The organism is Rhizobium sp. LEGMi-198b (assembly GCF_054114205.1).
This window is the reverse complement of the sequence record NZ_JBSYVH010000001.1, coordinates 275,333-287,466: the sequence shown is the minus strand read 5'-3', so window position 1 is coordinate 287,466 and position 12,134 is coordinate 275,333. Positions and strand designations below refer to the sequence as shown.

The following is a 12,134-nucleotide window of genomic DNA, read 5'->3' as shown; positions in this document are numbered from 1 at the left end:
GATTCGGGTTCTGGTGAAGATATCGGCGGCAAAGGATACGGTGCTTGTCGTCCGAAATAAAAGCCCTTTTACTCGCGAATGAGAATGGCGGCGATTCGGATCCGCCAGCCAGGCTGCCGAAATCATGATGACCTATGGACTTTATGCGCTCGCGGCGCTGGCCGAAATTGCCGGCTGTTTCGCCTTCTGGGCGTGGCTGCGGCTAGCAAAGCCGATCTGGTGGCTTGCGCCCGGTCTGGTGTCGCTGGCGCTGTTTGCTTGGTTGCTGACATTGGTGCCGAGCGATGCGGCGGGGCGCACCTTTGCCGCTTATGGTGGCGTCTATATCGTTGCTTCCCTACTCTGGCTCTGGCTTGTCGAGGGGCGTTCGCCGGATCGCTGGGATCTCTCCGGCGCTGCCGTTTGCCTTGCGGGCGCGACCATCATTCTCTTTGGTCCTCGCAACTGACCTTGTTCTTGACCGGGCGCCTTGCGGGTGCAAAACAAGCTGCATGTGCGGACGATTTGCGTTGACCGAAACGGAGAAGAAGGTACGGGAATTGCTCGGTTATCTCGAGCATGAAGACTTTCCCGCGCGCTTCAACATTGCCCCTACACAACCGATTCTGGTCGTCGTTTCAGGCGATCGGCAGGAGCGGGGCAGCAATTTGCCGGATCGCCGCGCGCTGCTGGTGCGCTGGGGTTTCACGCCGGCCTGGGTGAAGGATCCCAAGGAATTTCCGTTGCTGATCAATGCCCGCGCAGAAACCGCGATCGGCAAGGCATCGTTCCGCGCCGCCATGCGCCATCGGCGCATCCTGATCCCGGCATCGGGCTTTTACGAATGGCATCGTCCGTCGAAGGAGAGCGGCGAGAAATCGCAGGCCTATTGGATCCGTCCACGCCACGGTGGCGTCATCGCCTTTGCCGGACTGATGGAGACCTGGTCGTCAGCCGATGGTTCCGAGGTCGATACCGGTGCGATCCTGACGACATCAGCGAACCGAACGATGCGTCCGATTCACGACCGGATGCCTGTTGTCGTCAAGCCGGAAGATTTCACGCGCTGGCTCGATTGCAAGACGCAGGAGCCGCGTGAGCTCCTCGATCTGATGGGGCCGGTTCAGGAGGATTTTTTCGAGGCGATTCCGGTTTCGGATCGCGTCAACAAGGTCGCGAATATGGGACCGGAGCTGCAGGTACCCGTTGCGATCGAACCTCCTGCCAAGCCGTCGAAGAAGCTTGATCCCGGCGATGGCCAGTTGAGCCTTCTCTGAACGGCTTGCATTCGATCGGATGCGGCAGGCTTTAAGCGATCTTCTTCTTCAGCGGCTGGGTCTTCAGCATCAGATGTGCTGCCAGGACAGCCTTGAGGCCAAGCGGGCGATAGAGCAGAGTAGGATCGATCTTAACTTGCGGTTGTGCTGATTCGTCTTTTTTCGTGGTCATGTGTTACCTCCTCAACGTGTTCCCAGGGTGTTTTTTGATTCTGCCGTGCGATGCTGTTTTGTCATAAATCATGACAAATCAAAGGCATTCGCCAATCAGCTTTTGTAAACACCGACCATATTTCGCGAGGGTGGCGCGAAATTTAACGCAAAACATATCTAATTTAGTTATTTATTTTTCGTTAATGAGTTGCGTTAACCACAACGGAATTTGGCCAGAGAGAGCGATGGGCGACCGCGATTTTATCGCGATTGGCCATCCCAATTCTTGCTGCAGCACAACTACAACCCGATTGCCGACGTCAAATCGGGCCTGGTTTTAGGCGCTAGATATGCCGGCCGATATCGTCGTTTGAATCATCCACATCAGGATCGGCGGGGCCGTTGATGGTGAAGGTGCCGTATTTGCGTGTCCAGGAACGGGCGCCCAAGGGCAACGACAGGAGATAGGCAACGACGGTGACCACCATGACATGCCAGGTATAGCTCATCAGCAGCGCCACATAGACGACGAGGGCAAGCATGATCGGCAGCACGAGATCGCGGCGAATGCGGCTGCCTTCCGTTTTTCCGGACCAGACGGGCAGGCGGCTGACCAGCAGAAAGCCGATCAACACGGTGTAGGCGGCGCCCCAATAGGCAAAGGTCCTGGTGGGTGCCAGCCCCAGAAAACCGAGATAGACCGGCAGCAACACCAGCATCGCCCCGGCTGGCGCCGGTACGCCGACAAAATATTCAGACTGCCACGACGCCTTGTTCTCCCGTTCCGCCATGACGTTGAAGCGTGCAAGGCGCAGGCCGGCCGCGATGGTGTAGATCAGCGCCGCGATCCAGCCGAGCGAGCGGGCTTGATCGAGCAGGAAGACGTAGACCACGAGTGCCGGCGCGACACCGAAGTTGACGATGTCGGCAAGCGAATCCATCTGCGCGCCGAACTTGGAGGTGGCCTTCATCAGCCGTGCCACGCGTCCGTCGATGCCATCGAGGAAAGCGGCGACAAGCACGGCCACGACCGCGAGCTCGTAACGATTTTCGAAGGCGAGACGGATGCCGGTCAGGCCCGCGCAGATCGCCAGCACGGTGATCATGTTCGGCACCATCAGCCGTAGCGGGATTTCCCGCAGGCGCGGCCCGCGCGCCTCGTCGTTGGGACCATGCGGCTCGAAGGGCGGAAAAGGCGTCTTCATCTCGCTCGTTTTCTCCGGGCTCAGCTACGGCGGCTAAGGATGGGGCCCTTCAACGAGCCGAATTCGGCAATCACGGTTTCGCCGGCGATTGCCCTTTGGCCGACTGCGACGCGCGCCGCCGCTTCTGCCGGCAGGAAGACATCGAGGCGCGAGCCGAAGCGAATGAGGCCGATGCGCTCGCCAGCGTCGACCGGCTCGTTCTCATTGACGAAGCAGAGGATGCGGCGGGCGACGAGGCCGGCAATCTGCACGACGCCGATCTCGCCATGCTTCGTCTCGACGACGAGGCCGTTGCGCTCGTTCTGTTCACTTGCCTTGTCCAGTTCCGCATTGAGGAAGCTGCCCTGACGATAGGCGACAGTAGTGATGCGGCCGCGCATCGGCGAACGGTTCACATGGCAATCGAAGACGTTCATGAAAATCGAAACGCGCAGCATCGGTTCGTGGCCGAGGTTGAGCTCGGCCGGCGGCGTCACCATCTGTACGCCGGAAACCCTGCCGTCGGCGGGCGATACGACGAGATCGTCGTCCTGCGGCGTCATGCGCTCGGGATCGCGGAAGAAATAGGCGCACCAGAGCGTAAAGATCAAGCCGATCCAAAAGAGCGGCTTGAGGATCCAGCCGAGAACCAGCGACGCAACAAAGAAACCCGCGACAAAGGGATAGCCTTCCTTATGCACCGGGACGATGACGTTGCGTACACTGTTCAACAAGCTCATCTACGGCCTACTCCGTTAGGGCACCCTCACCGAAAACCGGGGTCCGGTTGTCGGACGAGATCATGCCAGTCAAAAGAATGAAAGCAAGATAAGCGGTCTTGCTCTGATTACTAGTTGAGCGTGACTACAGGCAAACTCTGTCATGGGCAATGCTTTCGCACGCTCGCCCCCAGCGCAATCCGCGCGGGGCCAAGATGCCAACGATCCGTAGCGTTGAAAAGCATTGCCTGTGGAAACTCGTGCCGGGCGCAAAGAAAGACCGCCGACGGGAAGCGGCGGCCTTTCATGACCTGTGATGACAGGACGGAATTTAGAGGCCGAGAGCGGCGCGCAACTCGGCCTTGGCGCCTTCATATTCGCTCTTGTAGTCGTCATGCGTCATGATGGTTTCGGCGATGACGGTGCCTGCGATGTGGGCGGCTTCAATGTCGGAGGCGTAATGAATGCCGCCGACGACGCGGTTATGGCCGTACTCCCAGGCCCGGGCCATGATGGCGGCGCGCTTCTCCGGTACCATATTTGCCAGCACAATGCCCATCAGCGTGCCGACCGTGGCGTGGCCGGATGGATAGGAGCCGGACTTGGAGAGCGGTACGATCGGCTTTACGAGATCGCTGTAGAGATGCGGACGCGGGCGCTTCCAGACATCCTTCGCCGGATCGACGACGGCGCCTTCGGTCTCGACGACACGATCGAAGAATGCCGAGAACTTCGGCAGATTTTCCTTGGTGAATTTCGGATTGTCGATGACATCGGAGAAGCGCCAGACGTTCTCTTCCGCATCGGCAACGGCACGAGCCGCCATTTCCGGCGTGCGGGTAACCTGGATTGTCAGGATTTCGCCGAGTTCGGCCTTCATCTGCGCCGAATCATTAGCCGGCGGCGGCGGCAGCAGGTTGAGGAGGTTGATCTCCTTGGCATCCGCAAACGGCTTGGCATCTTCGGCAAAAACCGGCGAAGCGACGCCGACGACGAGCAACAGCGTCAAGGCCTTGGCAAAATTACGCATTTGGGGGCTCCCTTGATGTGAGACCCGTACCTATCAAGCTGTTATCTCAACTACGTGACAAGCGAAGTCCGCAACATCGCTGCGCCGCACTTGCCCACAACGATCGCGCAACGTCGCGGCGACGCCATTCTTCAGCTTGCAGGCGCCAGCCTGTTGACCACGCCGAGATCGTCGCTCTCGCGCACCTGCTTCAGATGTTCTTCCGCCTGAGTTGCCTCACGCTGGCGGTTCCACATCGACGCATAGAGGCCGTTCTGCTCCAAGAGGGCGGCATGCGTGCCGCGTTCGGCGATTTCGCCGCTTTTCAACACGATGATCTCATCGGCGCCGATGACGGTGGACAGCCGGTGGGCGATGACCAGCGTCGTGCGGTTCTTGGAGACGACGTCCAGTGCTGCCTGAATTTCCCGTTCGGTCGTCGTATCCAGCGCCGAGGTGGCCTCGTCGAGGATCAGCACGGGCGGCGCCTTGAGGATGGTACGGGCAATGGCGACGCGCTGCTTTTCGCCGCCGGACAGTTTCAGGCCGCGCTCCCCGACCTTGGTGTCGAAGCCCTCTGGCAAATGACGGATGAAGTCACTGATCTGAGCGATCTCCGCAGCGGCCGTCACCTCGTTCTCGCTCGCACCCGGTCGACCATAGCGGATATTGTAGGCGATAGTATCGTTGAAGAGCACCGTGTCCTGGGGGACCATGCCGATCACCTTGCGCAGGCTCTTCTGCGTCACTTTGCGCAGATCCTGGCCGTCGATGGTGATCGTGCCGCTCTGTACGTCGTAAAAGCGGTAGAGAAGCCGTGACAGCGTCGATTTGCCGGCGCCCGAAGGGCCGACGACCGCGACCGTCTTGCCGGCTGGTACTTCGAAGGAAATGCCCTTCAGGATCGGCCGGGCAGAGTCATAGGCGAAATGCACATCCTTGAAGGAGATGGCGCCGTGGCCGATGACCAGCTCCTTGGCGTCGGCAGCGTCCGTCACCTCCGGCTTGACTTCGAGCAGATCGAACATCTCCTCGATGTCGGTCAGGCCCTGGCGGATTTCGCGATAGACGAAGCCGATGAAGTTCAGCGGCACCGAAAGCTGAAGCAGCATGGAGTTGATGAAGACGAAGTCGCCGACCGTTTGATGCCCGTTAAGAACGGCCCAGCCGGAGAATATCAGCATGACCGTGGTACCGAGGCCAAAGATCAAACCTTGGCCGAAGTTCAGCCAGCCGAGCGACGTCCAGACATCGGTGGCGGCTTTCTCATAGCGCGACATCGACTGGTCGAAGCGCCGGGCTTCCATTTCCTCATTGCCGAAATATTTGACCGTTTCGAAGTTCAGGAGCGAATCGATCGCCTTGGTATTGGCGTCGGTATCGCTCTCGTTCATCGAGCGGCGGATGGAGATGCGCCAGTCGCTCGCGCGGACGGTGAACCAGATGTAGAGCCAGACTGTGATCGCCGTGATGGCAAGATAGGAAAAACCGTAGCCACGCCAGAAGATAACCGCAGTCAGCAGGAATTCGACAAAGGTCGGAACGGTGTTGAGAATGGTGAAGCGGACGATCGTCTCGATGCCCTTGGTGCCGCGTTCGATGATGCGCGACAGGCCGCCGGTCTTGCGCTCGAGATGGAAGCGCAACGACAGCTCGTGCATGTGGACGAAAGTCCGGTAGGCGAGCTGGCGCACGGCATATTGGCCGACGCTGGCAAAGAGCGAGTCGCGCAACTGGTTGAGGCCGAGCTGAATGAGGCGCGTAACATTGGTGGCGACGATCAGTGCGATGGCGCCCACCATGAAGGCCGGCAGGATGCCCTGCATGTCCAGCTTGCCGTTCAGGGCATCGACGGACCATTTGAAGAAATAGGGAACCAGCAGCAGGAAGAATTTCGAGATCAACAGATAGACGGTCGCCCACACGACCCGCATCTTCAGGTCCATCCGTCCCGCCGGCCACATGTAAGGCCAGAGATTGACGATCGTATTCAATGGATTGCTGGAATCCGCCGATATGGTCTTCTTGCGATCTGCCATGTCCGTCTCCGGCGAATATCTGAGCCAGCCGGGGCAATGGCGTAGTTGCGCAGCCTGGCTGGAGGGCCCCGTCAGGTAATGAGCGGGGCAATGGGGGTCGGCGGCACGATTATACTATTTTTATGTCGGGTAAAAGCAGCGGCCAGGCGTTGATTGCGCCTGGCCATATTGCATGGGTCTTGTTGTGAGAGGCTATGCCCTAGAGATGCCCGCCTGAAAGCCGCTTGCGGTGCAGCTCTTCCGAATTGGGCAGCGCATCCTTCGGCAGGCCGAAGACCTGACCGGGTAGGATGCGGTCCGGATTGTTGATCTTGTCCTCATTGGCGAGATAGATCGTTGTATAGCGCACGCCAGCGCCGTAGGTGCGACGGGAAATCTGCCAGAGCGTATCGCCGCGGCGGATGATGACGGCATTGGTATCCCGCGAGAGCGGTGCTTGCTGGAGGGTCTTGGGGCCGCCGCCGTTGGAGGAGGTTTCGACGCTCGTCGGCGCAGGGGCTGCATTCTCGGGCTTGGTAACGGCGGCCATCATCTCTCCGAGCTTGGGCAGGGCATCGCCGACCGACTTCGGATCCTTCGGTAGAGCCTGCAGCACGGTCAGCGCCCGGCCAGCCGCGTTTGCGGCATCGGTGGCGGCCTGTTTCAGCGTCGCACTGGCATCGATCGCCGGACGGAATTCCGAAAGCGACTTCAGCGCAATTTCCGTGCCCGAGCGGGCAGCGGCGAGCTGTTCCGCATTCGGCTGCTTACCATCCGCAAAAAGATCCTTCAGCAGGATGAAAGCCTTGCCGGCGTCCCCCCTCAGCTTGCCAAGCTCACCTTCGTCGAGTGGCACCATGGTGGTGGCGGCAGCGTTGCCGTTGCTGCCGGAAGCCGCCGGTGTTTGCGCCGCGACCGTCACCTGGTTGCCCTCGGGGCGAGCGAAATTGACGCTGGTGCGCACCGTGACCTTGCCGGAGCCGTCGAGGACGTCGACACGGATCTTGTGGTCGCCGACCGTCAGCGGCATCGTGCCGTCGACGACGAAATGCCCGTCGGCTCCTGCCACGATCTCGCCGATCAGCTTGTCGTCGGCATAGGCGCGAACCTTGGCGTTCGGCTTCGTCGTGCCAGCAACGAAGATATGGTTGTTTTCGATCTCGACTGCATTGACCATAACTTCAGGTGCGCTAGCGGTCGTCGCTGCAGGCGCGGTTGCCGAGTCGCCGTTGCCGGTGGCGGAGGCAGCGGCGGTGTTGTCCTGTGGCTTGGTGCCGGTACTGTCATTGGCGGTCGCCCCGCCTGCACCATTCGCGGCTGTATCGGCTGCCGACGCTTGCTGGTCGGTTGCGACGCGCCCTTGCTTGGCTGACGGCGCGGTGATGATGCGGCTTGCCGTGCCGGGTTTGGAAACCATGGCGAGAAGCTGGCTCTTATCGTCCTTCGGAACCGATACGGTAGCAACTTCCTCTGAAGTGACGGCCTTGCCGTCCTTGCCCGTTGCGCGCAGCACCAGTTCATGATCGCCGGGCGGCAGCGGGTTGTCGAGCACGGCGGCGAAATCGCCGCTCGGCCCGACCTCGGTCGTCGTCACCACCTTGTCGCCGTCGACGATTTCCAGCTTGGAATTGGGCTCGGCCGAGCCCGCGATGACGGTGGAACCATCCGGCTCGACACGCAGCACGTCGAAGGACGGGGTTACCGGTCCCGCCGCTTGCGTCTGCGGCGCGGCCTCGCCAGTGAGTGCTGCCCGCGCCTTGTCGATCGCGGCAGCTGCATCGGCGATGTTCTCTGGAAGCGATTGGATGATGGCAAGTGCCTTGCCGGCGCCGTCATGTGCCTTGTTGACCAGGGCAAGGGTCGTGGCATCCGTCCCTTGGGGAGCGGTAAAATCGACGATCGCCTGCAGCGCAGTGACCGTCTTCGTCTTGGCGGTAGTGAAGACGTCCTCGGTCGGCCCCTTGCCGTCCTTGAAGAGCACTTTGAGATCGGCAAGAGAGGTGACGGCCGTGCCGCTGAGATCGGTGAGCTTCTTGGTGACATCGGCGGCGTTGATTGCGGTCGTGGCGGCACCCTGCGTTGCTTCACCGGCCTTTTTCACGGCGTCGCCTGTTTTTTGGCCATTTTCCGTGATGGTGTTCTTCACCGCGTCGCTCGCCTGATTGATGGCGTCACCGATTGACTTCTTATCGCCGTTGATGCGCGGCATCACAAAGAAGACCATCAGGACGGTCGCAACTACCAGTACCAACAGAGCCAGCAAGCCGGCACGGTTCTTCATCATCATTTCTCTCCAAGCGGCGGAGTCATCTCCACTCTTGAAATTGCTAACGATTTCGCCTGCTTTTACAAGCTTTCTCAGTCATTTCAGCGTGCTCTGGCACAAGTTTTCTTTTGAAAATTCTTGACTGAGCACTTGCAGCATAGTTGTTTGCATTCATGACTGACGATTCTGTGCCAATTCGATCCATCTGCGTCTATTGCGGCTCCAGGCCGGGTCGCGATCCTTCCCACATGGCTGCGGGCCGTGAGCTGGGCAAGAACATCGCCGAGAGCGGGTTGCGCCTAGTCTATGGCGGCGGCACGAAAGGTATCATGGGCGCTGTCGCGAGCGGCGTCCTGTCGCATGGTGGTCAGGTCACCGGCATCATTCCGGAGTTCCTCGTCGACATGGAAGCGACGCGCCATTCGCTCGGTCAATTGGACGAACTGATCATAACCCCGGACATGCATACGCGCAAACACACCATGTTCGAGCGCGCCGACGCTTTCGTGGCGTTGCCGGGCGGAATCGGTACGCTGGAGGAGATCGTCGAGATCATGACGTGGGGCCAGCTCGGTCGCCATGAAAAGCCGATGGTTTTCGCCAATATCAACGGTTTCTGGGACCCGATGATGGAGCTGATCCGCCACATGACGGAGGAAGGCTTCGTCCACACTGCTCATCGTGTGCAGCCGCTGGTCATCGACAAGGTCGCCGACATCATCCCGGCGATCCGCAAGCATGCCGCCGAAACGGTGGGATCGCGCGGCGGCGAAGAGGCTGTCATCGCAAAGCTCTGATTAGGGATTTGCTAACCATGTTCGGCGGTTAGCGCCCCCGGCTCTGACGCAGCATCGACCAGCTATAAAGCGCCAGCCCCGCCCAAATCAGCGAGAAGGCGATCAACTGGGTCGTGCCGAAAGGCTCCTTGAACAGGAAGACGGCGATCAGGAAGACCATGGTCGGCACGATATACTGCATGATGCCTATGGTGGAGAGCTTCAGCAGTTTCGCTCCATTGGCAAAGATCATCAGCGGCAGGGCGGTCACAAACCCGCAACCGAGCAGAAGCGCCATATCCGTGACGCCCGTGCGATAAAGATGGCCTTCGCCGCGCGCCTCCAGATAGATGATGTAAAGCAGCGCGGGGATGCAGAGCAGCAACACCTCGATAAAGAAACCCTGATTCGGCCCGACCGGCAGCGTCTTGCGGAAAAAGGCGTAGAAGCCCCAGGAGAAGGTCAGCGACAACGCCACCCAGGGCAGGGTGCCGGCTTGGACAGTCAGGATGACGACCGCTGCGGCCGCCAGGCCGATCGCGACGATCTGTGCCGGCGCAAGCCTCTCCTTCAGCAGCAAGGCGCCAAGCGCGATGCTGAACAGCGGATTGACGAAATAGCCGAGGGCTGCATCGAGCGAATGTCCTGCGCCGATGGCCCAGACATAGGTGCCCCAATTGATGGTAATCAACACCGCCGTCAGCGACGCCATGGCGAGCGTGCGCGGATTCGTGAGCGCCGCCTTCACATCGCTTGTGCGGCCGAGCGCCAGAAGCACGGCGCCGGCGACCGGAACGGACCATAGGATGCGGTGGGCAATGACCTCTGTGGCCGGAATATGCGCCAAAGCCTTCATGTAGAGCGGCAGGACGCCCCAGATCAGATAGGCCGTCAGCACAAAACCGAACCCGCGTGGGCTTTCCTCGTTCTTGATATCAGGTGCGACCGTATCGGTAGCCATTGGTATTTCCCGCCGTTCTATTTTCTTTTACGACGGGCTTACTCCAATGCGCCTTGTGGGGCCAATTCATTTCCTTGACGGCATCGTCAAGGTTTTTGATGAACGGCGGATCACTCCGCCGCGATCTTGCCCGCCATGTGCCGGTTCTTCATCAGCTTGTAGATGACGGAATCCATCAGCGCCTGGAAAGAGGCGTCGATGATGTTTTCCGAAACGCCGACCGTCCACCAGCGCACGCCGCTGCTGTCGGTGGATTCGATCAGGACCCGGGTTATGGCCTCCGTGCCGCCGTTGAGGATGCGCACTTTGAAGTCAGCGAGCACCAGATCGTCGATCTCATGCTGGTATTTGCCGAAGTCCTTGCGCAGTGCTAGGTCGAGTGCGTTGACCGGGCCATCGCCTTCGGCAACCGACATGATAGTCTGGCCGTCGATGATCATCTTGACCACCGCTTCCGAGACGATCTTTACCCGGCCGTGAGAATCGAACCGGCGCTCGACCATCACGCGGAAACCGTCGATCGCAAAGAATTCCGGAATGGTGCCAAGGGTGCGGCGGGCCAGAAGCTCGAAGCTGGCATCGGCGCCCTCGTAAGCGTAACCGGACGCTTCGCGCTCCTTGACGATCTGGATCAGCCGATCGAGCTTCGGGTCGTCCTTGCCGACCTCGATGCCGCGCCGCTTCAGCGCGTTGATGAAGTTCGACTTGCCGCCCTGGTCTGATACCATGACCTTGCGGAAATTGCCGACGCTTTCCGGCGGCACATGCTCGTAGGTGCGCGGGTCCTTCAGCAATGCTGAGGCATGGATACCGGCCTTTGTCGCAAAGGCGGAGGCGCCCACGTAGGGCGCCTGATGATCGGGCGAGCGGTTCAGCAGCTCATCGAAAGCATGCGATAGGCCGGTCAGGCCCAAGAGCCGTTCGCCGTCGATCGCCGTTTCGAAGCGCTCGCTATAGGCCCTTTTCAGCGCCAGCGTCGGGATCAGCGTGATCAGGTTGGCATTGCCGCAGCGTTCGCCGACGCCGTTCAACGTGCCTTGGATCTGCCGCACCCCGGCTTCGACCGCGGCGAGCGAATTGGCGACCGCCTGGCCCGTGTCGTTATGGGCATGGATGCCAAGACAGTCGCCGGGGACGCCCTCGGCGATCACGGCTTCAACGATGGCGCGGACTTCCGGAGGCTGCGTGCCGCCATTGGTGTCGCAGAGCACGACCCAGCGCGCACCGGCTTCATAGGCCGTCTTGGCGCAGGCGAGCGCATAGCTCGGATTGGCCTTGTAGCCGTCGAAGAAATGCTCGCAGTCAACAAGCGCTTCCTTGCCTGCTGCGATGGCCGCCTTGACGCTTTCGGCGATGCATTCGAGATTTTCCTCATTGGTACAGCCAAGGGCGACCTTGACGTGATAGTCCCAGCTCTTGGCGACGAAACAGATAGCATCGGACTTTGCCTGCAGGAGGCTGGCAAGACCGGGATCGTTGGAGGCGGAAACGCCGGCGCGCTTGGTCATGCCGAAGGCGACGAAGGAGGCAGTCTGCGTCCGCTTTTCATTGAAGAAGGCGGTGTCGGTCGGATTGGCGCCGGGATAGCCACCCTCGACATAATCGAGGCCGAATTCGTCCAGCATGTTGGCGATGGAAATCTTGTCCTCGACCGAAAAGTCGATGCCGGGCGTCTGCTGCCCGTCGCGCAAGGTCGTGTCGAAGAGATAGATTTTTTCGCGTGTCATTCGGTTTCCTCCGGCGAACCGGTTTCCTCTTATCTAGTCGCTTCCTCTCCCGCCTCGGCCTAGCG

Annotated in this window: 11 protein-coding genes; 3 read left to right on the top strand and 8 right to left on the bottom strand. The window is 60.2% G+C overall.

All coding sequences use genetic code 11. The features are described from left to right. Positions 1-127: 127 nt before the first annotated feature. The gene (locus ACXHXG_RS01370) at positions 128-448 is read left to right on the top strand and encodes a YnfA family protein (protein WP_283051208.1); all 321 of its coding nucleotides are present in this window, start codon (positions 128-130) and stop codon (positions 446-448) included. Between the two features lie 43 nt (positions 449-491). Continuing rightward, positions 492-1,256, top strand: a complete 765-nt coding sequence (locus ACXHXG_RS01365; RefSeq protein WP_457898287.1) for an SOS response-associated peptidase — start codon at positions 492-494, stop codon at positions 1,254-1,256. Positions 1,257-1,287: 31 nt separating this feature from the next. On the opposite strand, the gene ACXHXG_RS01360 is transcribed toward ACXHXG_RS01365, so the two are convergent. From ACXHXG_RS01360 to ACXHXG_RS01335, 6 genes are all read right to left on the bottom strand, one after another. Next, positions 1,288-1,428: a hypothetical protein gene (locus tag ACXHXG_RS01360; RefSeq protein WP_199773532.1), complete on the bottom strand. Its 141-nt coding sequence runs from the start codon at positions 1,426-1,428 to the stop codon at positions 1,288-1,290. 325 nt (positions 1,429-1,753) lie between these two features. Next, positions 1,754-2,614, bottom strand: coding sequence for a CDP-diacylglycerol--serine O-phosphatidyltransferase (gene pssA, locus ACXHXG_RS01355; RefSeq protein ID WP_104822529.1), 861 nt, complete (start codon positions 2,612-2,614; stop codon positions 1,754-1,756). A 20-nt stretch (positions 2,615-2,634) separates the two neighbouring features. Continuing rightward, positions 2,635-3,333, bottom strand: a complete 699-nt coding sequence (locus ACXHXG_RS01350; RefSeq protein ID WP_457898286.1) for a phosphatidylserine decarboxylase — start codon at positions 3,331-3,333, stop codon at positions 2,635-2,637. Between the two features lie 310 nt (positions 3,334-3,643). Then, positions 3,644-4,342: an acid phosphatase gene (locus tag ACXHXG_RS01345; RefSeq protein ID WP_283049758.1), complete on the bottom strand. Its 699-nt coding sequence runs from the start codon at positions 4,340-4,342 to the stop codon at positions 3,644-3,646. 131 nt (positions 4,343-4,473) lie between these two features. Then, positions 4,474-6,360, bottom strand: coding sequence for an ABCB family ABC transporter ATP-binding protein/permease (locus ACXHXG_RS01340; RefSeq protein WP_457898285.1), 1,887 nt, complete (start codon positions 6,358-6,360; stop codon positions 4,474-4,476). Between the two features lie 199 nt (positions 6,361-6,559). Next, positions 6,560-8,623, bottom strand: a complete 2,064-nt coding sequence (locus ACXHXG_RS01335; protein WP_457898284.1) for a LysM peptidoglycan-binding domain-containing protein — start codon at positions 8,621-8,623, stop codon at positions 6,560-6,562. A gap of 155 nt (positions 8,624-8,778) precedes the next feature. Between ACXHXG_RS01335 and ACXHXG_RS01330 the strand changes: the two genes are divergently transcribed. Continuing rightward, positions 8,779-9,402 (top strand): LOG family protein, encoded by a 624-nt coding sequence (locus tag ACXHXG_RS01330; RefSeq protein ID WP_457898283.1) that lies wholly within the window; start codon positions 8,779-8,781, stop codon positions 9,400-9,402. Between the two features lie 28 nt (positions 9,403-9,430). Here ACXHXG_RS01330 and rarD read toward each other — a convergent pair whose 3' ends face one another. Both rarD and cimA read right to left on the bottom strand, forming a co-directional pair. Next, a complete protein-coding gene (rarD, locus tag ACXHXG_RS01325) occupies positions 9,431-10,342 on the bottom strand; it encodes an EamA family transporter RarD (RefSeq protein ID WP_457898282.1) in 912 nt (303 codons plus the stop codon). A gap of 110 nt (positions 10,343-10,452) precedes the next feature. Then, the gene (gene cimA / locus ACXHXG_RS01320) at positions 10,453-12,069 is read right to left on the bottom strand and encodes a citramalate synthase (RefSeq protein ID WP_283049769.1); all 1,617 of its coding nucleotides are present in this window, start codon (positions 12,067-12,069) and stop codon (positions 10,453-10,455) included. Between the last annotated feature and the right edge of the window lie 65 nt (positions 12,070-12,134).